27 protein-coding genes and 1 other RNA gene are annotated in these 25,638 nt (G+C 67.9%); 19 read left to right on the top strand and 9 right to left on the bottom strand.

The features are described 5' to 3' along the window. Nucleotides 1–12: 12 nt before the first annotated feature. From cobU to IE100_RS14915, 6 genes are all read left to right on the top strand, one after another. On the top strand, nt 13–546 hold the full coding sequence (cobU, locus tag IE100_RS14935; protein WP_189375261.1) for a bifunctional adenosylcobinamide kinase/adenosylcobinamide-phosphate guanylyltransferase: 534 nt from the start codon (nt 13–15) through the stop codon (nt 544–546). Nucleotides 547–560: 14 nt separating this feature from the next. Continuing rightward, on the top strand, nt 561–1,412 hold the full coding sequence (locus IE100_RS14930; RefSeq protein WP_189375259.1) for a cobalamin-binding protein: 852 nt from the start codon (nt 561–563) through the stop codon (nt 1,410–1,412). Nucleotides 1,413–1,568: 156 nt separating this feature from the next. Next, complete coding sequence (locus IE100_RS14925; protein ID WP_047968001.1) at nt 1,569–1,772, top strand: hypothetical protein; 204 nt, start codon at nt 1,569–1,571, stop codon at nt 1,770–1,772. Then, nucleotides 1,769–2,083 carry a cell division protein ZapA gene (locus IE100_RS14920; protein ID WP_189375257.1) on the top strand — a complete coding sequence of 105 codons (315 nt, stop codon included), beginning with the start codon at nt 1,769–1,771 and terminating at the stop codon, nt 2,081–2,083. Before IE100_RS14925 ends, IE100_RS14920 begins: the two co-directional genes overlap by 4 nt. 14 nt (nt 2,084–2,097) lie before the next feature. After that, a non-coding RNA gene (ssrS, locus tag IE100_RS16645) (6S RNA) lies at nt 2,098–2,281 on the top strand. Nucleotides 2,282–2,293: 12 nt separating this feature from the next. Further along, nucleotides 2,294–2,899 carry a 5-formyltetrahydrofolate cyclo-ligase gene (locus IE100_RS14915; RefSeq protein ID WP_189375255.1) on the top strand — a complete coding sequence of 202 codons (606 nt, stop codon included), beginning with the start codon at nt 2,294–2,296 and terminating at the stop codon, nt 2,897–2,899. Nucleotides 2,900–2,914: 15 nt separating this feature from the next. Here the strand turns inward: IE100_RS14915 and IE100_RS14910 are convergent, their stop codons facing one another. Then, the gene (locus tag IE100_RS14910; RefSeq protein ID WP_189375252.1) at nt 2,915–3,094 is read right to left on the bottom strand and encodes a hypothetical protein; all 180 of its coding nucleotides are present in this window, start codon (nt 3,092–3,094) and stop codon (nt 2,915–2,917) included. Nucleotides 3,095–3,180: 86 nt separating this feature from the next. Here IE100_RS14910 and IE100_RS14905 point away from each other — a divergent pair, with 86 nt between their 5' ends. The 5 genes from IE100_RS14905 to holA all read left to right on the top strand — a co-directional run bounded on the left by IE100_RS14905 (nt 3,181) and on the right by holA (nt 8,783). After that, complete coding sequence (locus IE100_RS14905; protein WP_189375251.1) at nt 3,181–3,639, top strand: EVE domain-containing protein; 459 nt, start codon at nt 3,181–3,183, stop codon at nt 3,637–3,639. After that, nucleotides 3,639–4,451 (top strand): sulfite exporter TauE/SafE family protein, encoded by an 813-nt coding sequence (locus IE100_RS14900; RefSeq protein WP_189375243.1) that lies wholly within the window; start codon nt 3,639–3,641, stop codon nt 4,449–4,451. The genes IE100_RS14905 and IE100_RS14900 overlap by 1 nt, the downstream gene beginning before the upstream one ends. 116 nt (nt 4,452–4,567) lie before the next feature. Next, nucleotides 4,568–7,183, top strand: a complete 2,616-nt coding sequence (gene leuS, locus IE100_RS14895; protein ID WP_189375242.1) for a leucine--tRNA ligase — start codon at nt 4,568–4,570, stop codon at nt 7,181–7,183. Nucleotides 7,184–7,273: 90 nt separating this feature from the next. Further along, nucleotides 7,274–7,792, top strand: a complete 519-nt coding sequence (locus tag IE100_RS14890) for an LPS-assembly lipoprotein LptE (protein ID WP_189375232.1) — start codon at nt 7,274–7,276, stop codon at nt 7,790–7,792. After that, the gene (gene holA / locus IE100_RS14885; RefSeq protein ID WP_189375230.1) at nt 7,773–8,783 is read left to right on the top strand and encodes a DNA polymerase III subunit delta; all 1,011 of its coding nucleotides are present in this window, start codon (nt 7,773–7,775) and stop codon (nt 8,781–8,783) included. Before IE100_RS14890 ends, holA begins: the two co-directional genes overlap by 20 nt. 67 nt (nt 8,784–8,850) lie before the next feature. Here the strand turns inward: holA and IE100_RS14880 are convergent, their stop codons facing one another. Then, on the bottom strand, nt 8,851–9,525 hold the full coding sequence (locus IE100_RS14880; RefSeq protein WP_189375228.1) for a lytic transglycosylase domain-containing protein: 675 nt from the start codon (nt 9,523–9,525) through the stop codon (nt 8,851–8,853). A gap of 422 nt (nt 9,526–9,947) precedes the next feature. Here IE100_RS14880 and IE100_RS14875 point away from each other — a divergent pair, with 422 nt between their 5' ends. Continuing rightward, complete coding sequence (locus IE100_RS14875) at nt 9,948–10,232, top strand: YkgJ family cysteine cluster protein (protein ID WP_229800405.1); 285 nt, start codon at nt 9,948–9,950, stop codon at nt 10,230–10,232. Nucleotides 10,233–10,265: 33 nt separating this feature from the next. Here IE100_RS14875 and rlmH read toward each other — a convergent pair whose 3' ends face one another. The 7 genes from rlmH to IE100_RS14840 all read right to left on the bottom strand — a co-directional run bounded on the left by rlmH (nt 10,266) and on the right by IE100_RS14840 (nt 16,128). Beyond that, on the bottom strand, nt 10,266–10,736 hold the full coding sequence (rlmH, locus tag IE100_RS14870) for a 23S rRNA (pseudouridine(1915)-N(3))-methyltransferase RlmH (protein ID WP_189375223.1): 471 nt from the start codon (nt 10,734–10,736) through the stop codon (nt 10,266–10,268). Between the two features lie 84 nt (nt 10,737–10,820). After that, nucleotides 10,821–11,195: a ribosome silencing factor gene (gene rsfS / locus IE100_RS14865; RefSeq protein ID WP_189375221.1), complete on the bottom strand. Its 375-nt coding sequence runs from the start codon at nt 11,193–11,195 to the stop codon at nt 10,821–10,823. Between the two features lie 137 nt (nt 11,196–11,332). Then, nucleotides 11,333–11,995 (bottom strand): nicotinate-nucleotide adenylyltransferase, encoded by a 663-nt coding sequence (gene nadD / locus IE100_RS14860; protein WP_189375214.1) that lies wholly within the window; start codon nt 11,993–11,995, stop codon nt 11,333–11,335. Next, the gene (locus IE100_RS14855) at nt 11,976–12,542 is read right to left on the bottom strand and encodes a beta-class carbonic anhydrase (RefSeq protein WP_189375212.1); all 567 of its coding nucleotides are present in this window, start codon (nt 12,540–12,542) and stop codon (nt 11,976–11,978) included. The genes nadD and IE100_RS14855 overlap by 20 nt, the downstream gene beginning before the upstream one ends. Nucleotides 12,543–12,735: 193 nt before the next feature. Beyond that, nucleotides 12,736–14,097: an acetyl-CoA carboxylase biotin carboxylase subunit gene (gene accC, locus IE100_RS14850; protein ID WP_189375210.1), complete on the bottom strand. Its 1,362-nt coding sequence runs from the start codon at nt 14,095–14,097 to the stop codon at nt 12,736–12,738. A 130-nt stretch (nt 14,098–14,227) separates the two neighbouring features. Further along, entirely contained in the window at nt 14,228–15,220 is a 993-nt protein-coding gene (locus IE100_RS14845) for a DUF2804 domain-containing protein (RefSeq protein ID WP_189375208.1), read from the bottom strand. Nucleotides 15,221–15,267: 47 nt separating this feature from the next. After that, on the bottom strand, nt 15,268–16,128 hold the full coding sequence (locus IE100_RS14840; RefSeq protein WP_189375206.1) for an MBL fold metallo-hydrolase: 861 nt from the start codon (nt 16,126–16,128) through the stop codon (nt 15,268–15,270). A 123-nt stretch (nt 16,129–16,251) separates the two neighbouring features. Here IE100_RS14840 and IE100_RS14835 point away from each other — a divergent pair, with 123 nt between their 5' ends. From IE100_RS14835 to aceF, 7 genes are all read left to right on the top strand, one after another. Further along, the gene (locus tag IE100_RS14835) at nt 16,252–16,575 is read left to right on the top strand and encodes an ArsR/SmtB family transcription factor (RefSeq protein WP_189375300.1); all 324 of its coding nucleotides are present in this window, start codon (nt 16,252–16,254) and stop codon (nt 16,573–16,575) included. A 15-nt stretch (nt 16,576–16,590) separates the two neighbouring features. Next, complete coding sequence (locus IE100_RS14830; protein ID WP_189375204.1) at nt 16,591–17,022, top strand: YeeE/YedE family protein; 432 nt, start codon at nt 16,591–16,593, stop codon at nt 17,020–17,022. A gap of 10 nt (nt 17,023–17,032) precedes the next feature. Further along, a complete protein-coding gene (locus tag IE100_RS14825) occupies nt 17,033–17,476 on the top strand; it encodes a DUF6691 family protein (RefSeq protein WP_189375202.1) in 444 nt (147 codons plus the stop codon). Then, on the top strand, nt 17,473–19,179 hold the full coding sequence (locus IE100_RS14820) for a SulP family inorganic anion transporter (RefSeq protein ID WP_189375200.1): 1,707 nt from the start codon (nt 17,473–17,475) through the stop codon (nt 19,177–19,179). The genes IE100_RS14825 and IE100_RS14820 overlap by 4 nt, the downstream gene beginning before the upstream one ends. 50 nt (nt 19,180–19,229) lie before the next feature. After that, nucleotides 19,230–20,672 carry a M48 family metalloprotease gene (locus IE100_RS14815; RefSeq protein WP_189375198.1) on the top strand — a complete coding sequence of 481 codons (1,443 nt, stop codon included), beginning with the start codon at nt 19,230–19,232 and terminating at the stop codon, nt 20,670–20,672. Between the two features lie 344 nt (nt 20,673–21,016). Then, complete coding sequence (gene aceE / locus IE100_RS14810; protein WP_189375196.1) at nt 21,017–23,680, top strand: pyruvate dehydrogenase (acetyl-transferring), homodimeric type; 2,664 nt, start codon at nt 21,017–21,019, stop codon at nt 23,678–23,680. A gap of 195 nt (nt 23,681–23,875) precedes the next feature. After that, nucleotides 23,876–25,534, top strand: a complete 1,659-nt coding sequence (aceF, locus tag IE100_RS14805) for a dihydrolipoyllysine-residue acetyltransferase (protein WP_189375194.1) — start codon at nt 23,876–23,878, stop codon at nt 25,532–25,534. The last annotated feature ends 104 nt before the right edge of the window (nt 25,535–25,638 follow it).

The raw sequence follows: 25,638 nt of genomic DNA, 5'->3' as shown, positions 1-25,638 counted from the left end.
CAGGAGTTGAGCATGAGCACGCATCTGATCACCGGCGGCGCCCGCAGCGGCAAGAGCCGTTACGCCGAGCAGCTGGCACTGGCCCATCACGGGCCGGTGCTGTACGTCGCCACCGCCGAGCGGCGCGACGACGACAGCTTTGCCGCGCGCATCGCCCACCATCGCGCCCGCCGTCCGGCGGCCTGGGGGCTGGTCGAGGCCGGACCGGGGCTGGCGGCGCTGATCACGGCAGAGGGTGCGGCCGGCAGCCTGTTGCTGGTCGACTGCCTCGGCATGTGGCTGATGCGCTTTTTCGACGCCGACGGCCAGTTCCGGGCCGACGACTGGCAACGCGAACGCGCCGCGTTGCTGGCGTCCTTGGCCGCCACGCCGGCCGCGGTGCTGCTGGTCAGCAACGAGATCGGCTGGGGCGTGGTGCCGCTCGGCGCCGAGACCCGCCACTTCGTCGACGAGCTGGGGCGGCTGAACCAGGACGTCGCCGCTCTGTGCCAGCGGGTGACGCTGGTGGCGTGCGGCCAACCTTTGCCGCTGAAGGCGCCGGTGTGAGACGGCTGGCGGCCATGGTCCTGGCGCTGGGCTGGGGGCTGCCGGCCGCCGCGCAGCTGTCGGTGACGGACGGGCTGGGGCAGACGGTGACGCTGGCGGCGCCGGCACGCCGCATCGTGGTGCTGGTGCCGCACGCGGTGGAGACGCTGTACGCGATCGGCGCCGCCGCGCAGATCGTGGCGGTGGTCGAGTACAGCGACCATCCGCTGGCGGCCAGGCAACTGCCGCGCGTCGGCAGTTACACCGGCATCAGCCTGGAGGCGATCCTGCGCCTGCGCCCGGAGCTGGTGGTGGCCTGGCGCGACGGCGGTCATCCGCGCGAGCTGGCGCGCCTGCGCGCGCTGGGCATCCCGCTGTATGTCAGCGCGCCGCAGAGCGTGGCCGACATCGCCCGCGAAATGCGCGCGCTGGGTACCCTCAGCGGGCAGGAGCGCGGTGCGGCGCAGCAGGCGGCGCGCTTCGAGCGGCAATTCGCCAGCCTGCGGCAGCGCTACGCGACGGCGCGGCCGGTGGCGACCTTCGTGCAGGTCGGCGACACGCCCTTGTTCAGTGTCAGTCGCCTCAGCTTTGTCGACAGCCTGATCCAGTTGTGTGGCGGTCGCAACGTGTTTGCCGACGCCGCGGTGCCGGCGCCGCAGGTCAGTGTCGAGGCGGTGCTGGCGCGCAGGCCGCAGCTGATCCTGGCCTTCGGCGCGCGGCAGCTGGCGGACTGGCAACGTTGGCCGCAACTGCCGGCGGTGGCGCTGGGCAACCTGTCGCTGCTGGCCGAGGACAGCATCAGCCGTCCCGGCCCGCGCCTGGCCGACGGTGCCGCCCGGCTGTGCCGCCAGATCGACGCCGCGCGGCAGCGTTTGCCGGCGGGCTGAGGCCGGCGCGCCATTTCGTTGCGGCGCGGCATATTGTGCTGACATCGATGCGCGGCACGACGTAAAATCGGGCGGTCGCTGCGCCGTTCGCCCGTGCCGGGCAACGGCGGCAGACCCGGTTTGACGCCTCCACTACCCTTGGCTATCCTCGCCGCTATGGAACAAGAACTCGATTATCTGGAAGGCCGTGTGGTGGCGCTGATTGCGCGCATCCACGAGCTGGAAAACCAGAATGGCCGCTTCGCCGAGGTGCTGGCGCAGACCATGAAGGAAAATGCCGAAATGAAATTCGCGCTGGAGGAAACCCGCCACCGCGTTGCCGCGCTGATGACGCGCCTGCCGCAGGAGGATGCCGAATGAGCGAGATCGTACAGGTAGAGGTGACCCTGCTCGGGCGCCAGTTCACCATCGGCACGCCGCTGGAAGAGCGCGACACGCTGGAGCAGGCGGTGCGCCTGCTGGGCGACAAGATCCAGGCGATCCAGAGCGGTGGCCGCATCGTCGACGCCGACAAGATCGCGATCATGGCCGCGCTCAACATCGCCCACGACCTGCTGAAGGTAAAAGTCGGCGATGGTGGCTTGGAGATGGCGACAATCCGGCGTAAAATACAACACATGAGCGAGGCCGCTGACGAGGCGTTACGCCAGAGCCAGCAAAACCTGTTCTAGACGAATATCCGTTCAATCCCCTGCGGTGTTCGAGACGGCCCATAATTCCTTTGTACCAATGCGTTCGCTTTTGGTTGTCAGCATGAGTAGCAGGTGTGTCGCGTCCCTTTGCGGATGTGCCCGAAGCTACTGGCCGGCGACCCCCCCTGGAAACAGGGTACAAGCGAATTCGGCCCGATCGACTCTCGCGGGGGACTCCCCCTTCCGCCCATGATCCCCTCTGCTGCCGCTGACAAGGCGCGTTTGCGCCGCGAGATTCGCCTGGCGCGCAAAGCCGTTCCTTCCGCATACCGCCATCGCGCCGAAAAGGCGATCAGCCGTCATGCCCGCCGTTTTTTCCGCCACGGCCGCCGCATCGGCGCCTATGTCGCCACCGGCTCGGAGCTGGGGCTGGACGCGCTGATGGCGCGCGCACTGGCGCACGGCTGCCGCGTGGCGCTGCCGGCGCTGCCGCTGCGCGGGCGCAAGATGCTGTTTTCGGTGCTGGATGCGCGCGGGCGCTGGTATCACAACCGCTACGGCATTCCGGAATTCGACGGCGCCAACTGGCGCGCCCGTGATCTGGAGATCCTGTTCGTGCCGCTGCTGGCGGTGGACGAGCAGGGCTACCGCATGGGGCAGGGCGGCGGTTTTTACGACACCACGCTGGCCTACCTCAACGGCTTCCGCCGCTGGCGTCGGCCGTTGCTGGTCGGCGTCGCCTTCGACTGCCAGCGGGTGGCGGCGGTGCCGAAAGAGGCGTGGGACGTGCAGCTGGATTACCTGCTGACCGAGTCCGGCCTCATCCGTTACCGGCGCCTGGCGGCGCCGGCGTAGGCGGGCAGGCGCGGCTTAGTAGCAGTTGCCTTTCTTGGCCTGGCCCGGCGGGCAGAAGGAACCGCTGCTGCGATGGCCGTCGCCGATCTCGATTTCCAGCGGCTTGATCTCGATCGGCTTCACCGACACGCGCGGGCCGCTGATGGTACAGGCGCCAAGCAGCAGCGCCAGGCTGGCAAGCAGGACTGTTTTCATGACATTGTCTCTTGTGGAGGGTAGGAGGGAATGTCGCATTATATGGCATCGCGCCCGGTGGCGAGCACCGGCGCCGGAGGATGGACATGGCGTACTGGTTGATGAAGTCGGAGCCGGACGAGGTGGGCATCGACCACCTTGCGGCCAACCCTGACAAGCTGTTCGAGTGGACCGGGGTGCGCAATTACCAGGCGCGCAATTTCATGCGCGACCGGATGCAGCCGGGCGACCAGCTGCTGTTCTGGCATTCGTCCTGCCCCGAGCCGGGCATCGCCGGCATCGCCGAGGTGGCCAGCGCCGCGCACGCCGATTCCAGCCAGTTCGATCCCGCCAGCCCGTATTTCGATCCCAGGTCCGACCCGGCCAATCCGCGCTGGCAGTGCGTCGACGTGCGCTTCGTGCGCAAGACCGCGCTGCTGTCGCCGGCCGTCTTGCGCCAGCATCCGGCGCTGCTGGAGATGACGGTGTTGCAGCGCGGCAACCGGCTGTCGATCACGCCGGTCGCGCCGCAACAATGGGATTACCTGATGGAGAACCTGCTCTGATGCTGTCGTTGACGCTGATTGCGGTATTGCTCGCCTGCGGCGTGGTCGCCGGTTTTCTCGCCGGTCTGCTCGGGGTCGGTGGCGGGCTGGTGATCGTGCCGGTGGTGGTCGGCGTGCTGGAGGCGGCCGGCCTCGGCGGCCACTACGTGCAGCATCTGGCGGTAGGCACCTCGCTGGCGGTGATGGTGTTCACCAGCTTTGCCAGCGTGCGCGCGCACCACAAGAAGGGCGCAGTGAACTGGGCCATCGTGCGCGGCATGGCGCCGGCGATGATGCTCGGCACCTTCGCCGGCAGCCTGCTGGCCGGCTGGATTCCCGGCAACGCACTGCGCTGGTTCTTCGTGATCTACGCCTACGTGATCGGCGCGCAGATGTTCTTCGGCGCGGCGCCGGCCGCCAGCCGCGACATGCCGGGCTTCGCCGGGCAGAGCGCCGCCGGCGGCGTGATCGGCATGGTGTCGAGCTGGGTCGGCATCGGCGGCGGCTCGATGAGCGTGCCGTTCATGGGCTGGTGCAATGTGCCGATGCACAGCGCCATCGCCACCAGCGCCGCGCTGGGCTGGCCGATCGCGGTGTCCGGCGCGCTGGGCTACCTGACCGCCGGCTGGCAGACGCCGGGGCTGCCGTGGGGCGCGTTCGGCTTCATCTACCTGCCGGCGATGCTGACGCTGATGCTGATGACGGTGCTGTGCGCGCCGCTGGGCGCCCGCGCCGCCCACGCGTTGCCGGTGGCGAAGCTGAAAAAGGGCTTTGCGCTGCTGATGGCGGTGATGGCCAGCGAGATGCTGCTCGGCCTGCTGCGCCAGGGTTAACAGGTCCTGGGCCGCGTTGCGGCCAACCTTTTCCGCGCAGCGCTTCGCGGCGATGGCAACTCGCCGCTATAATGTTGCGATTGAATTTTCACGCTTTTTTGCGCCTAGAGATCCCCATGCAAGAACAATACAGCCCGCGCGAGCTTGAAGCCGCCGCCCAGCAGAAGTGGCAGGCGACCGCCGCCTTCAAAGCCGTCGAAGACACCACCCGCCCGAAATACTACGCCTTGTCGATGTTCCCCTATCCGTCCGGCAAGCTGCACATGGGCCACGTGCGCAACTACACCATCACCGACGTGCTGGCCCGCTTCAAGCGCGCGCAGGGTTTCAACGTGCTGCAACCGATGGGCTGGGACGCCTTCGGCCTGCCGGCCGAAAACGCGGCGATGAAGAACGGCGGCGCGCCGGCGGCGTGGACCTACGCCAACATCGAGTACATGAAGAAGCAGCTGGACAGCCTCGGCTTCGCGCTGGACTGGGACCGCGAGCTGGCCACCTGCAAGCCCGACTACTACCGCTGGGAGCAGTGGCTGTTCACCCGCCTGTTCGAGAAGGGCATCATCTACAAGAAGAACGGCGTGGTGAACTGGGACCCGGTGGACCAGACCGTGCTGGCCAACGAGCAGGTGGTCGACGGCCGCGGCTGGCGCTCCGGCGCGCTGGTGGAAAAGCGTGAAATCCCGATGTACTACTTCGCCATCACCCAGTACGCGGACGAGCTGCTGAACGACCTGGACAAGCTGGACGGCTGGCCGGAGCAGGTGAAGACCATGCAGCGCAACTGGATCGGCAAGAGCTTCGGCTCCGACGTGTCCTTTGCCTACGACACGGACAGCATCGGCCATGACGGCGTGATGAAGGTGTACACCACCCGTCCGGACACGCTGATGGGCGCCACCTACGTCGCCGTCGCCGCCGAGCACCCGCTGGCCACCCAGGCCGCTGCGGCCAAGCCTGAATTGCAGGCCTTCATCGCCGAGTGCAAGGCCGGCTCGGTGGCCGAGGCCGACGTGGCCAAGATGGAGAAGAAGGGCGTCGATACCGGCCTGTTCGTCATCCACCCGCTGACCGGCGCCAAGCTGCCGGTGTGGATCGCCAACTACGTGCTGTGGGGCTACGGCGAAGGCGCGGTGATGGCGGTGCCGGCGCACGACGAGCGCGACTTCGAGTTCGCCAACAAGTACCAGCTGACTATCACGCAGGTGTACGCCCCGGCCGCCGGCGAGGACAACTTCGACGCCAGCCAGTGGCAAGACTGGTACGGCGCCAAGGAAGGCCTGACCACCATCAACAGCGGCAAGTACGACGGCCTGGACTTCGCCGGTGCGTTTGACGCCATCGTCGCCGACCTGGAAGCCAAGTCCGCCGGTGCCAAGAAGACCCAGTACCGCCTGCGCGACTGGGGCATCAGCCGCCAGCGCTACTGGGGCTGCCCGATCCCGATCATCCACTGCCCGTGCTGCGGCGACGTGCCGGTACCGGCCGAGCAGCTGCCGGTGGTACTGCCGGAAAACGTGATTCCCGATGGCGCCGGTTCGCCGCTCGCCAAAATGCCGGAATTCTACGAGACCAGCTGCCCGAAATGCGGTGGCGCGGCCCGCCGCGAAACCGACACCATGGACACCTTCGTGGAGTCCAGCTGGTACTACGCGCGCTACGCCAGCCCGAAGTGCGACACCGCGATGCTGGACAAGCATGCGGCCAACTACTGGCTGCAGGTGGACCAGTACGTGGGCGGCATCGAACACGCGATCCTGCACCTGTTGTACGCGCGTTTCTTCCACAAGCTGATGCGTGACGAAGGCCTGGTGGACAGCGACGAGCCGTTCAAGAGCCTGCTGACGCAGGGCATGGTGATCTGCGAGACCTTCTACCGCGACCTGCCGAATGGTTCGAAAGACTGGATCGCGCCGCAGGACGTGGTGCTGGAGCGCGACGCCAAGGGCAAAATCACCGGTGCCACCCACCGCGTCGACGGCCTGCCGGTGATCGTGGGCGGCGTGGAGAAGATGTCCAAGTCCAAGAACAACGGCGTCGATCCGCAGGAGTTCATCGAGAACTACGGCGCCGACACCGCGCGCCTGTTCATGATGTTCGCCGCACCGCCGGAGCAGTCGCTGGAATGGTCGGACGCCGGCGTGGAAGGTGCGTTCCGCTTCCTGAAGCGCCTGTGGAAGCTCAGCCGCGAGCACGTGGCCGCCGGCATCACCACCGCTTATGCCGGTGGCGAGCTGAACGCCAGCCAGAAGGAGCTGCGCTTCAAGCTGCACAGCACCATCCAGAAAGTGGCCGACGACTACGGCCGCCGCCTGCAGTTCAACACCGCCATCGCCGCGGTGATGGAGCTGCTGAACACCTACGACAAGGCCGATACCGGCGGTGACGTTGGCCGCGCCGTGGCGCAGGAAGTGCTGGAGGCGGTCACCATCCTGCTGTCGCCGATTGTGCCGCACATCACCGAGGCGATCTGGAGCGCGCTGCGCCCGGGCAGCGAGCTGCTGGCGCAGGCCTGGCCGCAAGTGGACGAGAGCGCGCTGGTGAAGAGCGAGATCGAGCTGATGGTGCAGGTGTGCGGCAAGCTGCGCGGCAGCGTCACCGTCGCCGCCGACGCCGGCAAGGACGTGATCGAAGCCGCCGCGCTGGCGCACGACAACGTGATCAAGTTCATGGAAGGCAAGCCGGCCAAGAAGATCATCGTGGTGCCGGGCCGCCTGGTGAACATCGTCGTTTAATCCCGCTAGCCACGCGCCGCAAGGAAACAGGGCGGCTGACGGGCATCCCCGTCAGCCGCGTTTTCACAACGGCGCCCACCGGAGTGTCACATGAACCGACTGATCAAGAGCACGCTGCTGGCCGGCGCCCTGCTGGCGCTGAGCGCCTGCGGCTTTCACCTGCGCGGGCTGTCGGCACCGCTGACGCCGCTGCCGTTTGCCAGCATCGCCATCCAGCAGGCGGGCAACCTGGCCGAGCCGCTGCAAAGCGCGCTGCAGCGCGACGGCCGCGTGCAGCTGCAAAGCCGCGCCGCCGACGCCGAGGTGGTACTGACCATCGACAGCACCGCCAACGCCAAGGACATCCTGACCATCAACCGCGGCGGCAAGGTCAACGAGTACCTGCTCACCTACCGCGTCGAGGCCAGCGTGCAGCGCAAGGGCGACGAGCAGCCGCTGCCGCTGACGGTGGTGGTGCGCCGCGAGCTGACGTACAGCGACAGCGCGGTGCTGGGCAAGGAGCGCGAGGAAGCGCTGCTGCTGGAAGACATGCGCCGCGATGCCGCCGAGCAGCTGATGCACCGTCTCGCCTACCTGCCGAAGCCGGGCCATGCCAGCACTAAGCCCTGACGCCTTTGTCACGCAGCTGGCGCGCGGTCTGGCGCCGCTGTACGTGATCCACGGCGAGGAGGCGCTGCTGGCGCTGGAGGCGGCCGACGCGCTGCGCAGCCGCGCCCGGCAGGCCGGCTATGCCGAGCGCGAGGTGCTGACGGTGGAGGGCGCGCACTTCGACTGGTCGCAGCTGAACGACGCGATGAGCAGCGTGTCGCTGTTTGCCAGCCTCAAGCTGCTGGAAATCCGCATTCCCGGCGGCAAGCCGGGGCTGGAGGGCGGCGAGGCGCTGCAAAGGTTGGCCGCAAGCCCGCCGCCGGATACCATCACCCTGCTGCAACTGCCCAAGCTGGACCGCAGCCAGCAGAAGAGCAAGTGGTTTGCCGCGCTGGAAAAGAGCGCGGTGATCACCGAGGCGAAACCGGTGGCGCGCGGCGAGCTGCCGGCGTGGATCGCGCGGCGGCTGCAGCGCCAGGGCCAGAGCCTGAACCACGACGCGGCCAGCTTCTTTGCCGACCGCGTCGAGGGCAACCTGCTGGCGGCGAAACAGGAGATCGACAAGCTGGCGCTGCTGTACCCGCAGGGCGAGCTGAGCCTGGCCGACATCCGCGACGCGGTGGCCAACGTGGCGCGCTTCGACGTCTTTCATTTGTCCGAGAGCTGGCTGGCCGGCGACGTGGCGCGCGCCGCGCGCATGCTGGACGGGCTGGAGGCGGAAGGCGAGGCACCGGTGCTGGTGTTGTGGTCGTTCACCGAGGACGTGCGCATGCTGATCAAGCTCGGCCGCGGCCTGAAGGACGGCCGCAGCGTGCGCGACATGGCGGGCGAGTTGCGGCTGTGGGGCGACAAGCAGCGGCTGGCGGAGCCGGCGCTGAAGCGCATCGGCGGCGCGCGGCTGATGCAGGCGCTGACCGAGTGCGCGCACATCGACCGCCAGATCAAGGGCGTGGCGCAGGGTGACGCCTGGCACAGCCTGAAACGGCTGGCCGCCAGCCTCGCCGCACGCTGAGTCGCGGCATGCCCGGCAAACAAAAGCCCCTGTCCGCGGACAGGGGCTTTTGCATGGGTCGGTCACCTTACAGCGGGTAGCGCGGTGGCGGCAGGATCAGCTGGAAGCGCGGCTGGCGCGAGGGCACCAGCGGCTGGCCGGCGCGCGACTCGTAGGACGCCAGCACCTTGGCCACGTAGTCGCGGGTCTCGCGATACGGCGGGACGGTGTTGCGGTACTTGCCGACCGCGCCCTCGCCGGCGTTGTAGGCGGCGATCACCAGCGTCATGTCCTGCTTGAAGTAGCCCTGCAGGAAGCGCAGGTAGCGCGCGCCGCCGCGCAGGCTCTGCAGCGGATCGGCCCGGTTGCGCACGCCGAAGCGGGCGGCGGTATCCGGCATCAGCTGCATCAGGCCCTGCGCGCCCTTGGGCGAGGTGGCCCCCGGGTTGTAGCCGGATTCGACGGTGACGATGGCGTGCAGCAGCTGCGGGTCCAGCTGGTGTTCACGCGCGACCTGGTGGATCAGCTTGTTGAACAGCGCCGCCTGCTGCCGGTTGTAGCCCGGCGCCTTGACGTCCGGCACCGTGTCGCCGCGCGACTCGGGCGCCGGCGGTGGTTCCGGCAGGGTATCGAAGCTGAGGGTGGCGCCGAGACCGGGGCGCACCGCGTCGGCGAGGAAATCATCGGCGGGGAGGGGACCGAGTGCCAAAGCCGGGCTTGTGGCCAGCAGCAGCACGATGGTCGGTAGCAGGCGGTTGATCATGATGTAAAGAACTCGGGCTCAGGTTAAAGGAGCGATAACTTCATGTTAATGATCGGAGTGGCCGTTTTCCAGTCAAGAGTTGGCTGGCGGAATGGTCTTTTTTATGCAATTGGCGTATGTCGAGCAGGGGCAAGGCACTGAGCGGAATCGGCGCCTCTTCGATTTGTTGTAAAAGTGTTTAAATTGAATGCGACAAATGCTGCGACAGTGCAGCAGCACTGTCGCTGTTGTCACGTGGTGGGGTGTGTGCGGCGTCGCCGCGACTGACACGGTGTCGGCGTCGCCCGGCACTTGACGGCGGTGGTGACGTTGCAAAAAATAACGGCCAACTTTTTTGCCATGCCGGTCTCGCAGCCTGTTACACCATGTCGGTCTCTCATTCTGCCTGTCAAGATTGCGGCGCCTGCTGCGCCAGTTTCCGGGTGTCGTTCTACTGGGCGGAGGCCGATGACGGCGGCGGTACGGTGCCGGTCGCGCTCACCGAACGGCGCGATGCCTTCCATCGCTGCATGCGCGGCACCTGGTCGGCCACGCCGCGCTGTATCGCGCTGCAGGGCGAGGTCGGGCGCCAGGTCGGCTGCAGCATCTACCCGCTGCGCAGCAGTGCCTGCCGCGATCTGCACGAGGGCAGCCCCCAGTGCCACCGCGCCCGCCAGTGCTGGGCATTACCGCCACTGGCGATGGCCGCCGGCTCGCAGGCAGCGTGAGCCTGCGGCCAGGGTTGGCCGCAACGGCGGGGCCTATTCGCGGTGGTAGGGGTGGTTGTTGAGGATGGAGTAGGCGCGGTACAGCTGCTCGGCCAGGAGTACGCGCACCATGCCGTGCGGCAGCGTCATCGCCGACAGCTGCAACATGATGTCGGCGCGTGCCTTCAGTTCCTGTGACAGGCCGTCGGCGCCGCCGATGACGATGCAGATGTCGTCGCCGCCGGCCATCCACTCCTTCATCGCGCCGGCCAGCTGAACCGAGGTCCAGTTGCGGCCGCGCTCGTCGAGGATGAGCAGCTTGCTGCGCGGCGGGATGGCGGCCACGATGCGCTCGTGCTCGGCGGCGATGCCCTTCTCGGCGGTGACGCCGCCGCCGCGTTTCTCCGGCTTGATCTCTTTCAGCTCGAAGCTGATATCGCGGCCGAAGCGCTTGGCGTAGTCGTTGAACGCTTCGTCCACCCAGCGCGGCATCTTGGTGCCGACGGCCAGCAGGGTAATTTTCATGGCAGGGCTACAGGGGCAAAAGGTTGGCCGCAAAGCACAACGCACCGCCTGGGCGGTGCGCTTGCGGTCACGGCAGGGCGGGGCTTACTCCGCGGTGGCGTCCCACGGACGGCCGCCGACCGGCACGAACGACGGCTTCTGGCCGCCCCACAGTGCCTCGATGTCGTAGTAGTCGCGCACCGCCGGCAGCATCACGTGGATGACCACGTCGCCGGCGTCGACCAGTACCCACTCGCCGCTTTCGTGGCCTTCGGTGCCGACGATGTCGACGCCGGCGGCCTTCAGGTCCACCGCCACGTTATTGGCCAGTGCCTTCACCTGACGGTTGGAGTCGCCGGTGGCGACGATCAGGTGCGAGAACAGCGAGGTCAGCTTGCTGGTGTCCAGCGACACGATGTTTTTGCCTTTAACGTCTTCCAGCGCGTTGATGGCCAGTTTGACGATTTCTTGAACTTCCATGTGCATCCTTGATATTCGGTGTCAGGGGACGTGGCGACGCGTCAGCGCCCGGCGTGGCCAGAGGTTCCGCAAAAGAGCAAACGGCCGGCAACCGCCGGCCAGTGCAAATCCTGCTTGCCGCCGCGTGTTGCGCGGCGTTAGCGGTACAGCCGGTGCTGGCGGATATAGGCCAGCACCGCCGCAGGCAGCAGCGCGCTGCAGTCCTGCCCCGTCGCCAGTTGCTGGCGGATGGCGGTGGCAGAGAGGGTGATGGGCGGCAAGTCCAAGGCGCGGATTGTACCGGAAGGCGTTCGATTTGAAAAATCAGATACTTGCCGCGCCTGCCACAGGGCGGCGACGGCCGGATCGAGGTCGGCCGCGACAAAGCCGGGGCGGATGGCGACCGCCAGGTTGGCCAGCCGCAGCAGCTGCGGCCAACGTTGCCAGGTGTGCAGCTGTTGCAGCGAATCGCCGCCGATCAGGAACCACAGCTCGGCCTCTGCGCCCAGCTCGTCGCGCAGCTCCTGCAGCGTGTCGACGGTGTAGGCGGGACGCGCGCGGCGCACCTCGCGGTCGTCGCTGACCAGGCCGGGCGCCTCGGTCGCCAGCGCCGCGTCCAGCATCGCCAGCCGCTGTGCGGCGCTGGCGTGCGGGGCGTGCTCGCGGTGGTAGGGCTGGCCGGCCGGGATCAGCCTGACCTCGTCCAGCGCCAGCTGGTCGCGGAAGGCGCGCGCCAGGCGCAGGTGGGCGGCGTGCAGCGGGTCGAAGGTGCCGCCGAACACGCCGACGCGCGGCGGGCGCTCAGCCGGGCTGGTTGCCATCGATGACCACATCCAGCTTGCCGGTGGCCGGGTGGATGACCAGGCCGTGCACCGGGATGTCTTTCGGCATCAGCGGATGGCTGCGGATGGTGGCCACGGTGTGGCGCACGCTGTCCTGCACGTTGTCGAAGCCCTTCAGCCAGCTGTCCAGGTCGATGCCGGCGCCGCGCAGGGTGGCGATGGTTTCCGCCGACACGCCGCGTTCCTGCGCATGGTCCAGGATGCGGCTCGGGTCGATGGCGCGCATGCCGCAGTCGTGGTGGGCGACGATGCAGATTTCCTCGGCGCGCAGCTCGTACACCGCCACCAGCAGCGAGCGCATCACCGAGCCCCACTGGTGGGTGACCAGCGCGCCGGCGTTCTTGATCAGCTTGAAGTCGCCGTTCTTCAGCCCCATCGCCTTGGGCAGCAGCTCCACCAGCCGCGCGTCCATGCAGGACAGCACGACCAGGTTCTTGTCCGGGAATTTGTCGGTACTGAATTGCTCGTATTCGCGCGCTGCGACGAAGGCGCGGTTGTGTTCCAGCAAGCTGTTAAGCAGGCCCATGGTGTTCTCCTGTCTTGAAGTGTGCCCGCGGGTAGCGGGCAGGGTCACGGGATTGGTGTGTTTGCTCTATCGGGGTCGGGCGCCATGCTACCACGGGTTCTGGCGACGGTCTCGTGCCGCGCGGGGGCCGGCCCGACCGCGTCACGGCCGGGGTTTGGCGCGGCGGGCGGCCGTGCCGTTGCGGGCGGCGCGCTCATCCCGGCGCGCCCTGGCGGCGGTCGGCCAGCCACTGTTCCAGATAGTGGATGCTGGTGCGGCCGGCGATGAAGCCGGGGTCGCTGAACAGCAGCTGGTGCAGCGCGATATTGGTGTCGATGCCGCTGATCGACAGCTCGCGCAGCGCCCCGCGCATGCGCGCCATCGCCTGCTCGCGGTCGTCGCCGTAGGCGATCAGCTTGCCGATCATCGAATCATAGTGCGGCGGCACCTGGTAGCCCTGGTAGATGTGCGAATCGATGCGGATGCCGGGGCCGCCGGCGGGGTGGTAGTGCGCGATGCGCCCCGGCGACGGGATGAAGCTGAACGCGTCCTCGGCGTTGAGACGGCACTCCATCGCGTGGCCGCGCAGCACCACCTGTTCCTGCGTGTAGCGCAGCGGCAGGCCGGCGGCGACGCGGATCTGCTCCTGCACGATGTCGATGCCGCTGATCATCTCGGTCACCGGGTGCTCCACCTGCACGCGGGTGTTCATCTCGATGAAGTAGAACTCGCCGTCCTGGTACAGGAACTCGAAGGTGCCGGCGCCGCGGTAGCCGATGCGGCGGCAGGCGTCGGCACAGGCCGCGCCGATTTTCTTGCGCTGGGCGGCGCTGATGCCGGGCGCCGGCGCCTCCTCGATCACCTTCTGGTGGCGGCGCTGCATCGAGCCGTCGCGCTCGCCCAGGTGGATGGCGTTGCCGTGCTCGTCGGCCAGGACCTGGAACTCGATATGGCGCGGCGCCGTCAGGTACTGCTCCAGGTACACGCTGGCGTTGCCGAAGGCGGCGTCGGCCTCGCGCTGCGTGATCCGGATCGCGTCCAGCAGCTCGCCGGCCTGCCGCACCACGCGCATGCCGCGGCCGCCACCGCCGGCGGCGGCCTTGATCAGCAGCGGGTAGCCGATCTTGCCCGCGATCCTCAGCACCGCCTTGTCGTTGTCCGGCAGCGCGCCGTCGGAGCCGGGCACGCAGGGCACGCCGGCGGCCTGCATCGCCTGCCTGGCCGACACCTTGTCGCCCATCAGGCGGATGGTGTCGGCGCGCGGGCCGATGAACACGAAGCCGGACTCCTCCACGCACTGCGAGAAGCCGGCGTTTTCCGACAGGAAGCCGTAGCCGGGGTGGATGGCCTGCGCGCGGGTGACCTCGGCGGCGGCGATGATGGCCGGGATGTGCAGGTAGCTGTGCGCCGGCGGCGGCGGGCCGATGCACACCGACTCGTCGGACAGCTTCACGTACTTGGTGTCGCGGTCGGCCTCGGAGTGCGCCACCACCGTCTTGATGCCCAGCTCGTGGCAGGCGCGCAGCACGCGCAGCGCGATTTCACCACGGTTGGCGATCAGGATCTTGTCGAACATGGTTGGCCGCACTCCAGGCAAGGCACCGCGGCGGGACGCCCGCGGCCGGCAGCCGGTGGACGGCCGCTCCCTGCATCATGAGACAGGCGGCGGCGGACAGCGTTCGGCTTGCGGCCAACGTTGGCCGCAATTACCAGCGCGAGTGGTGGTCTTCGGTGACGCCGAGCAGCTGCGACACCTCGTGCGCGACGCCGGTGTGCGGGTGGAGGATGCGGCCGCTGAAGCGGCCGATCGGCTGCAGGTAGCGGCTGGCGGCGATCAGCAGTTCCTGCTCCTGCCGGCGCACGCCCTCCGGGGTGAAGGTCAGCGCCACCGCGCCGTCGTCGGTGCGGATCTGCCACGGCGCCAGCGGCTGCGCGGCGTCGAAGTCGAAGCGGGCGGCGCCGACACGGTGCGGCACGCCGTCCAGCCACACCGCGTTTTCCGCGTCGCCCATATAGCCCTGCTGCAGGTTGAAGCCGATGTGGTGGTCGTGGGCGCTGGCCCAGCGCCACGCAGTGTCGCGCGCCAGCAGGCCGTTGGAGGCGTCGAGGCTGGCGATGGCGTCGTCCAGCGCCAGGCGCCGGCCGCCGCAGTCGGCAAAGCCGCTGATCGGCAACGCGCTGCTCTTGTGGGTGGCGTGCGCCAGCCAGTTGCCGGGGGCGATGGCGGCGAGCACGCTGTGCGGCGCCGGCAGCGCGATGTGCGCCGCCAGCCGCAGCGCCGGGGTGTTGACGGTCAGCTCCAGGCGGCCGTCGGCGCGACGGAAGGCGATGCAGTCCTTGCCCTGACGGAAGGTGGCGTCGCCGAAGCTGCGGTTTTCGATGCGGGTGGAGATCAGCGGCAGGCCGTTGCTGCTGAAGCTGGCGACCAGCTCGCGGCGGCGGCGGTCGAACAGGTAGGCAAAGGCGCTGCCGCACCAGCCGGTATCGACCACCGCCACGCCGATGAAGAAGTCGGCGTGGCCGATGGCGGCGTATTGCCAGCGCTTGTGGTGCAGCTGGCGCGTCAGTTGCTTGGCCAGCGGCGCCTTCAGCGCGCGCCAGGACAGTTGTTCGACGGTGCCGCGGTACATGCCGAAGGCCGGCACGCCGCGCTCGTGCACCAGTCGCGCCGGCGCCGGGGGCAGGGGATGGGGGTCCATTAGGGTACGGGTCGCCGCGCGCCCGATGTCGTCACGATGGCTGCAGTTTACAGCAGGTTCAGCGGGATTTTTAAGTAGGCGGTGCCATTGTCCTCGGCCGGCGGCAGCTGGCCGGCGCGGATATTGACCTGGATCGCCGGCAGGATCAGCACCGGCATCGCCAGCGTCGCGTCGCGTGCCTCGCGCAGCCGTACGAAGTCGGCCTCGCTGATGCCGTCGTGGACGTGGATGTTGTGCGCGCGCTGCTCGGCCACCGTGCACTGCCACTGCGGTGCGCGCCCCTCCGGCGGGTAGTCGTGGCACATGAACAGCCGGGTGTGGTCGGGATACGACAGCAGCCGGCGGATGGAGCGGTACAGGGTCGCCGCGTCGCCGCCGGGGAAGTCGCAGCGCGCGGTGCCGACGTCGGGCAGGAACAGGGTGTCGCCGACAAAGATCGCGTCGCCGATGTGGTAGGCCATGTCGGCCGGGGTGTGGCCGGGCACCGCGATGGCCTGTGCCTGCAGCTGGCCGATGGCAAAGGTGTCGCCGTCGGCAAAAAGGTGGTCAAATTGCCGGCCGTCGGTGGCGAAGCCGGGTTCGAGATTGAAAATGCCCTTGAACACGCGCTGCACGCCGTCGATCCGGTCGCCGATGGCGATGCGGCCGCCCAGCTGCCGTTGCAGGTAGGCGGCGGCGGACAGGTGGTCGGCGTGGGCGTGGGTCTCGATGATCCAGTCCAGCGTCAGCCGCTGCTCGCGCACGAAGGCCAGCAGCCGGTCGGCGGCGGCGGTGGCGGTGCGCCCGGACTTGGGGTCGTAGTCCAGCACCGGGTCGATGATCGCCGCGTGGCCGCCCGGCTGGTCGTACACCACATAGCTGATGGTCCAGGTGACGGGGTCGAAACTGGCGTGGACTTGGGGATTCATCGTGACTCCTCGGTATGGAACGGTAGTGCTATCAATATATTGCGTTACATTATATTTGTAAATATAATAAAGACGTGCTGCGACATTCAAAAAGAACAAGACAGACAGGAGGAAGTAATGACCATGGATCTGAGCATCCTGCATGACAACGCGTCCCGTGCCACCAGCCTGCTGAAAAGCCTGGCCAACGAAGACCGGCTGCTGCTGCTGTGCCAGCTGGTGGACGGCGAGAAGAGCGTGTCCGAGCTGGAACGGCTGACCGGCATCCGGCAGCCGACGCTGTCGCAGCAGCTGGGCGTGCTGCGCAACGAGGCGCTGGTCAACACCCGGCGCGAGGGCAAGTGGATCTACTACAGTGTAGCCAGCCAGGAGGCGATGGCCATCCTCGGCACCTTGCATAGCCTGTTTTGTGGCGACGAGGCGGGACCGCAACCGCCGTCGCCCTGACCAAGGAGACACATCATGACCATCATCTGGGATCCGGCGGCGCTGTTGGCCGCACTGGCCGGCGGCGTGCTGATCGGGCTGGCCGCGGCGTGGATGGCGCTGGGGCTGGGACGCATCGCCGGCATCAGCGGCCTGCTGGGCGGCCTGGTAGACGGCGCGCCGGACCGCGACGTGCGCGCCGCCTTTATCGGCGGCCTGCTGCTGGCGCCGGCGCTGTACCTGCTGCTGCGCGGCGAGCTGCCGGCGGTCAGGATGATGGCCGATACCCCGCAGCTGCTGCTGGCCGGGCTGCTGGTCGGCGTCGGCACCCGCTTTGCCTCCGGCTGCACCAGCGGGCACGGCGTCTGCGGCCTGTCGCGGCTGTCGCCGCGCTCGCTGGTGGCGACGCTGTCGTTCATGGGCGCCGGCTTTGCCGCGGTCTACCTGCTGCGCCACCTGCTGGCGTGAGGAGAACAAGATGAAACATCGTGCACAAGCGGGACAGGCGTTCGCCATCGGCCTGCTGTTCGGCATCGGCCTGCTGCTGTCGGGAATGAGCAATCCGCAGAAGGTGATCGGTTTTCTCGATCTGGCCGGGGCCTGGGATCCGTCGCTGGCGCTGGTGATGGGCGGCGCCATCGCCGTCGGCCTGCCGCTGTTCCGCCTCGCCGAGTCGCGCAGCCAGCGCCAGCTGCCGGCGTGGTCGGGCGCGCCCATCCACCTGCCGGGCAAGACCGGCATCACGCCGCGGCTGGTGCTGGGCAGCGTGCTGTTCGGCATCGGCTGGGGCATCGCCGGCATCTGTCCCGGCCCGGGCTTGGTGCTGCTGGGCAGCCTGCAATGGCCGGGGCTGGTGTTCGTGCTGGCGATGGTGGCGGGCATGTTGCTGTTCCGGCCGCTGGACAAAGCGCTGTCGCGATGAGCTGGTTGCCGCGCTGGCTGCGCCACTACCGCCGTGCCGACCTGCCCGGCGACGTCAGCGCCGGGGTGATCGTCACCCTGCTGCTGGTGCCGCAGGGGCTGGCCTATGCGCTGGTGGCCGGCCTGCCGCCGGAAGCCGGCCTCTACGCCAGCCTGCTGCCGCTGCTGCTGTACGCGTTCAGCGGAGGCAGCCACGCGCAGTCGGTGGGACCGATGGCGGTGACCTCGCTGCTGGTGGCGGCGACGCTGTCAAGGTTGGCCGCAGCCGGCAGCGACGACTACCTGCTGGCGGCCATCTGGCTGGCGCTGCTGTCCGGCGCCATGCTGTTCCTGTTCGGCCTGCTGCGCCTCGGCTTCCTCGCCGACGCGCTGTCGCAGCCGGTGCTGGCCGGTTTCACCGCCGCCTCGGCGCTGTTGATCGTGCTGTCGCAGCTGGCACCGCTGGCCGGCTTCCGCGCCGGCGGCGCCAGCCTGCCGGACATCGCGCAGGCCTTCTTCGCCCATGTCGCGGCCTTCAATCCGCTGGCGCTGTTGCTGGGGCTGGTCGCGTTGCTGGGGCTGGTGCTGGCGCGGCGCTATCTGGCCGGCCTGCTGCACGCGCTGGGGCTGGCATCCGGCGTGGCGCGCCCGCTGTCGCGCACCGCGCCGATGCTGGTGGTGCTGGGCGGCCTGCTGGCGGTGACGCTGGCCGGCTGGCAGTCGCGGCTGCCGGTGGTCGGCGTGGTGCCCGGCGGGCTGCCGTCGCTGCGGCTGGCGGCGCTGCCGTCGCTGGGCCTCGCGCCGCTGGTGATGCCGGCCTTCTTCATCGCGCTGATCAACTACGTGCAGAGCCTGTCGGTGGCGCAGATGCTGGCCGCGCCGCGGCGCGAAACCATCGACCCCGACCGCGAGCTGCTGGCGCTGGGCTTGTGCAATCTCGGCGCCGGTCTCTGCGGCGGCTTTCCGGTCACCGGCGGCCTGACCCGCTCGGTGGTCAATGCCGACGCTGGCGCCAATACCCAGCTCGCGTCGCTGATCACCGCCGCGCTGATGGTGTTGCTGCTGAGCACCGCCACCGCGCTGCTGGCCAATCTGCCGCTGGCGGTGCTGGCCGCCACCATCATCGCCTCGGTGGCGGTGATGATCGATTTTTCCGCGCTGCGCGCCGCGTGGCGCACCGAACGCGCCGACGCGGTGGCGTTTGCCGTCACCTTCCTGCTGGTGCTGGCGCTGGGCGTCGACGCCGGCATCGTCGCCGGGGTGGTGATCTCGCTGTCGGTGTGGCTGATGCGCAGCAGCCGGCCGCACATCGCGGTGCTGGGGCGGGTGCCGGGCACCGAGCACTTCCGCAACGTGCTGCGCTACCACACCGAGCCGCTGCCCGGCGTGCTGCTGCTGCGCGTCGACGAGAGCCTGTTCTTCGGCAATGCCCGCCACGTCGGCAACGCCATCCAGCAGCTGGCCGCCGCCAGTCCGGACAGCCACAGCCTGCTGCTGGTGATGAGCGCGGTCAACCGCCTCGACATGACCGCGCTTTCGATGCTGGAGCGGCTGGACGACGGCCTCGCCGAGCGCGGCATCCGCCTGCACCTGGCCGAGGTCAAGGGCCCGGTGCTGGACGTGTGCAAGCGCGCCGGGCTGGCCGCGCGCTTCGACGGCCGCCTGCACCTGTCCACCCACATCGCCATCCAGCAGCTGTGCCCCGGCAGCGACTACCAGATCTGAAAAGTACGCACCGCGTGCAACTTCCTGCCGCCGCTCGTTATCATACCGGCATGAAACGACACTCCCGCCGTGCCCTGTTCGTCGCCAGCCTGCTCGCCACCCTGGCCGCGCCGCCGCTGTTCGCCGCCAACGACCTGCCCAGCCTGGGCACGGTGGCCGAGTCCGCCCTGCCGCAGGCGGAGGAAAACCGCATCGGCCGCGACATCCTGCGTTCGCTGCGCGGCGACGGCGACGTGATCGACGACGCCGAGGTCAACGCCTACCTCGCCGACCTCGGCGGGCGGCTGGCCGCCGGTGCACAGCTGCCGGGGATGCGCTTTGCTTTCTTCGTCGTCAACGACCGCAGCATCAACGCCTTCGCGCTGCCCGGCGGCGTGATCGGCGTGCACAGCGGCCTGCTGCTGGCGACGCAGAGCGAGGGCGAACTGGCCTCGGTGCTGGCGCACGAGATCGCCCACGTCAGCCAGCGCCATCTGGCGCGGATGCAGGAGGGCGAGGGCAACCGCCACCTGCTGATGCTGGCGGCGATCCTGGCCGGGGTGCTGGCGTCCAACGCGTCCAACGGCGAAGTCAGCGCCGGCATGGTCAACGCCGGCGTCGGCCTCGCCGCCAGCCGCCAGCTGGCCTACTCGCGCGATTTCGAACGCGAGGCCGACCGCATCGGCATGCAGTACCTGACCGCCGCCGGCTTCGACGCGCGCAGCATGGCCGGCTTTTTCGACCGCCTGCAGCAGACCCACCGCCACAACGACAACAACGCCTTCGGCTTCCTGCGCACCCACCCGCTGACCGGCGAGCGCGTCAGCGAGGCGCAGAACCGCGCGCAGGGCTACCCGCTGCGCATGCGCGCCGACAGCCAGGATTTCCTGCTGATGCGCGAGAAGCTGCGTCTGGCCACCCTCAGCGCCGCCGAGGCCGAGCGCCACTACCGCACCGCGCTGGCCGCCGGCCGCTTCCTGCAGCCGGGGGCGACGTATTACGGCCTCGCGCGCGCGCTGTTGCAGCTGGGCCGCCACGACGAGGCGCAGCAGGCGCTGGCCAGCGCGCAGCGGCAACTGCCGCCGCATCCGGCGCTGCTGCTGCTGGGCGGCGACATCCAGCGCGCTGCGGCCAACCTTGACGGCGCGCTGGCACGCTACCAGCAGGCGCTGCAGCAATTCCCGTCCAACGACGCGCTGTGGCTGGCGCGCATCGACACCCTGCTGCAGGCGCGGCGCAGCGCCGAGGCGCGGCAGCAGATCGAGCTGGCGCTCAAGCGCGCGCCCGACAACGCCGCGCTGTGGCGGCTGGCGGCGCGCAGCTACGGCGAGGCCGACGCGCTGCGCTACCACGCCGCGCTGGGCCACGCGTTCTATATCGAACAGGAGTTTGAATCGGCGCGCATCCAGTACCAGCTCGCCAGCCGCGCCGGCGGCGACGACTTCTACCTGCGCTCCACCGTCGAGGCGCGTTTGCGCGAAATCGACAAGCAGCGTCCGGCCAAGCCGCGCTGACGCCTGCCCCGTCCGGCCGCGGTCCGCACCGCGCGCCGGCGCTTTCTGCCCCGCCCGCCGCCGTTTCGCCAATAATCGCAAAAAAACAACATATTGCAGTGCAATATCGCTGCCGAAAAAGCCGATTTTAAGTGATATCCCCAATTGCCCACTTCGCGTGGAAATCGGCACGATTTACACTCTGCGCTATGTAAGAAACTTTTCACTTCCGCAAATTTTTTTTGCGAAATTGTTCGATTATAATCCGACGCAGTTCTGTAACGCCTTTACCAAGGCACCCAATGTCATGACAGCAGACGCTGCCCACGCGGGTGGTGAACTGAAAATAAAAGTGAGGATGTGAGATGGCAGCAATCTACCCTGACGATATCGATCCGGTTGAAACGCACGAATGGACCGATGCGCTGGAGTCTGTACTGGACAGTGACGGCGCCGAGCGTGCCCACTTCCTGCTGGAGAAAATGGTCGAGCGCACCCGCCGTCGCGGCGCGCACCTGCCGTTCGAGGCCACGACCGCCTATCAGAACACCATCCCGGTGGGCAAAGAGCAGAAGTCCCCCGGCAATCACGAGATGGAGCACCGCATCCGCTCCATCAACCGCTGGAACGCGATGGCCCTGGTGCTGCGCGCCGGCAAGAAAGACCTGGAGCTGGGTGGCCACATCGCCTCCTTCCAGTCCTCCGCCACCCTGTACGACGTGGGCTTCAACCACTTCTGGCGCGCCCACAACGACGAGCAGGAAGGCGATCTGGTTTACTTCCAGGGCCACATCTCCCCTGGCGTGTACGCGCGTGCCTACCTCGAAGGCCGCCTGAACGAAGAGCAGCTGGACAGCTTCCGCCAGGAAGTGGACGGCGGCGGTCTGTCCTCCTATCCGCACCCGTGGCTGATGGAAGACTTCTGGCAGTTCCCGACCGTGTCCATGGGCCTGGGCCCGCTGATGGCCATCTACCAGGCACGCTTCCTCAAGTACCTGGAAAGCCGTGGCCTGGCCAAGACCCCGGGTCGCAAGGTGTGGTGCTTCTGCGGCGACGGCGAGATGGACGAGCCGGAATCCCTGGGCGCGATCGCGCTGGCGGCGCGCGAAGGCCTCGACAACCTGGTGTTCGTGATCAACTGCAACCTGCAGCGTCTGGACGGCCCGGTACGCGGTAACGGCAAGATCATCCAGGAACTGGAAGGCGACTTCCGCGGTTCCGGCTGGAACGTGCTGAAAGTGATCTGGGGCTCGCGCTGGGACCCGCTGCTGGCCATGGACACCAAGGGCCTGCTGAAGAAGCGCATGGACGAGTGCGTGGACGGCGACTACCAGACCTTCAAGTCCAAGGACGGCGCCTACGTGCGCGAGCACTTCTTCGGCAAGTACCCGGAGCTGCGCGAGATGGTGGCCAACATGTCCGACGACGAGATCTGGGCGCTGAACCGCGGCGGCCACGATCCGCACAAGGTGTACGCCGCCTACCACGAGGCCACCACCAACGCCAACGGCCGTCCGACCGTGATCCTGGCCAAGACCATCAAGGGTTACGGCATGGGTTCTTCCGGCGAGGCGCAGAACGTGGCGCACCAGGCCAAGAAGATGGCGCTGGAAAACCTGCGCAAGTTCCGCGACCGCTTCGGCATCCCGGTGTCCGACGCCGATCTGGAAAAGGTACCGTACTACAAGCCGGCGGAAGACAGCCCGGAAATGCAGTACATGCGCGAGCGCCGTGCCGCGCTGGGCGGCTACCTGCCGGCCCGCAAACCGGTGAAAACCCCGCTGGCGGTGCCGGGCCTGCATGTGTTCGACAGCCAGTTCAATGATTCCGGCGAGCGCGAGTTCTCCACCACCATGGCCTTCGTGCGCCAGCTGGGCATCCTGCTGAAGGACAAGAACATCGGCAAGCAGATCGTGCCCATCGTGCCGGACGAGTCCCGCACCTTCGGCATGGAAGGCATGTTCCGCCAGTACGGCATCTGGTCCACCCAGGGTCAGAACTACGTGCCGCAGGACGCCGATCAGCTGATGTTCTACAAGGAATCCAAGGACGGCCAGATGCTGCAGGAAGGCATCAACGAGCCGGGCGCGATGTCCTCGTGGATTGCGGCAGCGACCAGCTACGCCAACCACGGCATCCCGATGATTCCGTTCTACATCTACTACTCGATGTTCGGCTTCCAGCGTATCGGCGACCTGGCTTGGGCCGCAGGCGACATGCGCGCCCGCGGCTTCATGCTCGGTGGCACCGCCGGTCGCACCACGCTGAACGGTGAAGGCCTGCAGCACGAAGACGGCCACAGCCACATCCAGGCCGGCCTGATCCCGAACTGCATCAGCTACGACCCGACCTTCGCCTACGAACTGGCGGTGATCCTGCAGGACGGTCTGCGCCGCATGTATGTCGAGCAGCAGGACGTGTTCTACTACATCACCCTGATGAACGAGAACTACACCCACCCGGCGATGCCGCAGGGCGCCGAAGACGGCATCCTGAAGGGCATGTACCTGTTCAAGGACGGTGGCGACGCCGCGGTGAAGGTGCAGCTGATGGGCTCCGGCACCATCCTGCGCGAAGTGATTGCCGCCGCCGACCTGCTGCGCAACGACTTCGGCATCGCCTCCGACATCTGGAGCGTGACCTCCTTCAACGAGCTGCGCCGCGACGGCATGGAAGCGTCCCGCCACAACCTGCTGCACCCGGTGGGCGAGCAACGCCTGTCCTACGTCGAGCAGCAGCTGGCCGGCCGTTCCGGCCCGGTGATCGCCGCCACCGACTACATCCGCAACTACGCCGACCAGATCCGTGAATACGTGCCTGGCCGTTACGTGGTGCTGGGGACCGACGGTTACGGCCGCTCCGACAGCCGCGCCAAGCTGCGCGAGTTCTTCGAAGTGGATCGCCGCTACGTCGCCGTGGCCGCGCTGTCGGCACTGGCACGCGAAGGCAAGATCGACGCCGCCCGCGTCCAGGAAGCCATCACCAAGTACGGTATCAACGTCGCCAAGCTGCCTAGCTGGAAGGTCTAAGGCGCGGCCGTTGCGGCCAACCCTGATACCGGCGGAAGTCACCCGCGTGGCTTTCGCCGCTCCTGCAGCAGCGCGATCCGGCCACCGCCAGACGGCAGCCGGGATACCAAGCCGAATGTTGGCGGAGCCCGCCGCAGGCAAGGCGCCACGCCTTGCCCGTCACGTGGGCCGCCGCCCTACGATGTGGATAGAGCCATGAGCAATCTGATCGAACTGAAAGTGCCCGATATCGGTGGGCACAACAACGTAGACGTCATCGAAGTCTTCATCCAGCCGGGCCAGACCGTCGCCATCGACGACAGCCTAATCACGCTGGAAACCGACAAAGCCACCATGGAAGTACCGGCCGAAGCCGCCGGTGTGGTGAAAGAAGTGCGCGCCGTACTCGGCGGCAAGATTTCCGAAGGCGACGTGATCGCCATCATCGAAGTGGGCGCCAGCGCCGCCGCACCGGCTCCGGCTGCTGCAGCCCCGGCGCCGGCGCCTGCCGCTGCTGCACCTGCAGCCGCCCCGGCCCCTGTTGCGGCTGCGGCACCGGCCGCTGCGGCCAACGTTGGCCGCAGCGAGATCCGCATCCCGGACATCGGCGGCCACAGCGGCGTCGACGTGATCGAGGTATCGGTCAAGGTCGGCGACGAGATCAAGGTCGACGACAGCCTGATCACGCTGGAAACCGACAAGGCGACCATGGAAGTGCCGGCCACCGCCGCCGGTAAAGTGGTGGAAGTGAAAGTCAAAGTCGGCGACAAGGCCAGCGAAGGCGACCTGATCGTGGTGGTCGAGGGTGCCGGCGCGGCCGCCGCACCAGCCGCCGCGGCGGCACCGGCTCCTGCCGCTGCCGCGCCAGTTGCTGCCGCTCCGGCTGCCGCCGCTGCACCGGTAGCAACACCGGTTGCCGCCGCCGTCGCTGCCGCCTTCAACGAAGCCGGCTTCGCCAAGTCGCACGCCGGCCCGTCGGTACGCAAGCTGGCGCGCGAACTGGGCGTGGACCTGTCCAAGGTCAAGGGTACCGGCCGCAAGGGCCGCATCGTCGAGGACGACGTGAAGGGCTTCGTGAAAGCCGTGCTGCAGAACCCGGCGGCACTGGCCCCGGCTGCGGCACCGGCTGCTTCCGGCACCGGTCTCGACCTGCTGCCGTGGCCGAAGGTGGACTTCGCCAAGTTCGGCCCGATCGAAACCAAGCCGCTGACCCGCATCCAGAAGCTGTCCGGCGCCAACCTGTCGCGCAACTGGGTGATGATCCCGCACGTCACGTTCAACGACGACTGCGACATCACCGAGCTGGAAGACTTCCGCAAGACCATCGGCAAGGAGTGGGAAAAGTCCGGCCTGAAGATCAGCCCGCTGGCCTTCATCATCAAGGCCGCCGCCGAGGCGTTGAAAGCCTTCCCGAACTTCAACAGCTCGCTGGACGGCGACAACCTGGTGCTGAAGCAGTACTACCACATCGGCTTCGCCGCCGACACGCCGAACGGCCTGGTAGTACCGGTGATCAAGAACGTGGACCAGAAAGGCATCAAGCAGATCGCCAAGGAGCTGACCGAGCTGTCCGCGCTGGCGCGTGACGGCAAGCTCAAGCCGACCGACATGCAGGGCGCGACCTTCACCATCTCCAGCCTGGGTGGCATCGGCGGTACCGGCTTCACGCCTATCGTCAACGCGCCGGAAGTGGCCATCCTCGGCGTGTGCAAGTCGCAGATCAAGCCGGTCTGGAACGGCAAGGAATTCGCGCCGCGCCTGATGTGCCCGCTGTCGCTGTCCTTCGACCACCGCGTGATCGACGGCGCCGCTGCCGCCCGCTTCACCGTGTACCTGGGCAAGCTGCTGTCCGACGTGCGCCGCCTGATCCTGTAATGGTCGCAGCCTGAAGGTTGGCCGCGGCCAACCTTCGGCTGCCAGCAAGCCATCGTGCCGAATACCGGCGGCGTGCCCTGCGCGCCGCCACCACATGGATGTAA

It is taken from the genome of Vogesella alkaliphila (assembly GCF_014652475.1).
Taxonomy (GTDB): domain Bacteria; phylum Pseudomonadota; class Gammaproteobacteria; order Burkholderiales; family Chromobacteriaceae; genus Vogesella; species Vogesella alkaliphila.
The sequence above is the reverse complement of the archived record's forward strand: the minus strand, read 5'-3'. Positions and strand labels throughout refer to the sequence as shown.

Excerpts from the sequence above, each read along its gene's own strand:
- cobU (WP_189375261.1), top strand. The coding sequence starts at position 13 with ATGAGCACGCATCTGATCACCGGCGGCGCCCGCAGCGGCAAGAGCCGT.
- IE100_RS14930 (WP_189375259.1), top strand. The coding sequence starts at position 561 with ATGGTCCTGGCGCTGGGCTGGGGGCTGCCGGCCGCCGCGCAGCTGTCG.
- IE100_RS14925 (WP_047968001.1), top strand. The coding sequence starts at position 1,569 with ATGGAACAAGAACTCGATTATCTGGAAGGCCGTGTGGTGGCGCTGATT.
- IE100_RS14920 (WP_189375257.1), top strand. The coding sequence starts at position 1,769 with ATGAGCGAGATCGTACAGGTAGAGGTGACCCTGCTCGGGCGCCAGTTC.
- IE100_RS14915 (WP_189375255.1), top strand. The coding sequence starts at position 2,294 with ATGATCCCCTCTGCTGCCGCTGACAAGGCGCGTTTGCGCCGCGAGATT.
- IE100_RS14910 (WP_189375252.1), bottom strand. The coding sequence starts at position 3,094 with ATGAAAACAGTCCTGCTTGCCAGCCTGGCGCTGCTGCTTGGCGCCTGT.
- IE100_RS14905 (WP_189375251.1), top strand. The coding sequence starts at position 3,181 with ATGGCGTACTGGTTGATGAAGTCGGAGCCGGACGAGGTGGGCATCGAC.
- IE100_RS14900 (WP_189375243.1), top strand. The coding sequence starts at position 3,639 with ATGCTGTCGTTGACGCTGATTGCGGTATTGCTCGCCTGCGGCGTGGTC.
- leuS (WP_189375242.1), top strand. The coding sequence starts at position 4,568 with ATGCAAGAACAATACAGCCCGCGCGAGCTTGAAGCCGCCGCCCAGCAG.
- IE100_RS14890 (WP_189375232.1), top strand. The coding sequence starts at position 7,274 with ATGAACCGACTGATCAAGAGCACGCTGCTGGCCGGCGCCCTGCTGGCG.
- holA (WP_189375230.1), top strand. The coding sequence starts at position 7,773 with ATGCCAGCACTAAGCCCTGACGCCTTTGTCACGCAGCTGGCGCGCGGT.
- IE100_RS14880 (WP_189375228.1), bottom strand. The coding sequence starts at position 9,525 with ATGATCAACCGCCTGCTACCGACCATCGTGCTGCTGCTGGCCACAAGC.
- rlmH (WP_189375223.1), bottom strand. The coding sequence starts at position 10,736 with ATGAAAATTACCCTGCTGGCCGTCGGCACCAAGATGCCGCGCTGGGTG.
- rsfS (WP_189375221.1), bottom strand. The coding sequence starts at position 11,195 with ATGGAAGTTCAAGAAATCGTCAAACTGGCCATCAACGCGCTGGAAGAC.
- nadD (WP_189375214.1), bottom strand. The coding sequence starts at position 11,995 with ATGGCAACCAGCCCGGCTGAGCGCCCGCCGCGCGTCGGCGTGTTCGGC.
- IE100_RS14855 (WP_189375212.1), bottom strand. The coding sequence starts at position 12,542 with ATGGGCCTGCTTAACAGCTTGCTGGAACACAACCGCGCCTTCGTCGCA.
- accC (WP_189375210.1), bottom strand. The coding sequence starts at position 14,097 with ATGTTCGACAAGATCCTGATCGCCAACCGTGGTGAAATCGCGCTGCGC.
- IE100_RS14845 (WP_189375208.1), bottom strand. The coding sequence starts at position 15,220 with ATGGACCCCCATCCCCTGCCCCCGGCGCCGGCGCGACTGGTGCACGAG.
- IE100_RS14840 (WP_189375206.1), bottom strand. The coding sequence starts at position 16,128 with ATGAATCCCCAAGTCCACGCCAGTTTCGACCCCGTCACCTGGACCATC.
- IE100_RS14835 (WP_189375300.1), top strand. The coding sequence starts at position 16,252 with ATGGATCTGAGCATCCTGCATGACAACGCGTCCCGTGCCACCAGCCTG.
- IE100_RS14830 (WP_189375204.1), top strand. The coding sequence starts at position 16,591 with ATGACCATCATCTGGGATCCGGCGGCGCTGTTGGCCGCACTGGCCGGC.
- IE100_RS14825 (WP_189375202.1), top strand. The coding sequence starts at position 17,033 with ATGAAACATCGTGCACAAGCGGGACAGGCGTTCGCCATCGGCCTGCTG.
- IE100_RS14820 (WP_189375200.1), top strand. The coding sequence starts at position 17,473 with ATGAGCTGGTTGCCGCGCTGGCTGCGCCACTACCGCCGTGCCGACCTG.
- IE100_RS14815 (WP_189375198.1), top strand. The coding sequence starts at position 19,230 with ATGAAACGACACTCCCGCCGTGCCCTGTTCGTCGCCAGCCTGCTCGCC.
- aceE (WP_189375196.1), top strand. The coding sequence starts at position 21,017 with ATGGCAGCAATCTACCCTGACGATATCGATCCGGTTGAAACGCACGAA.
- aceF (WP_189375194.1), top strand. The coding sequence starts at position 23,876 with ATGAGCAATCTGATCGAACTGAAAGTGCCCGATATCGGTGGGCACAAC.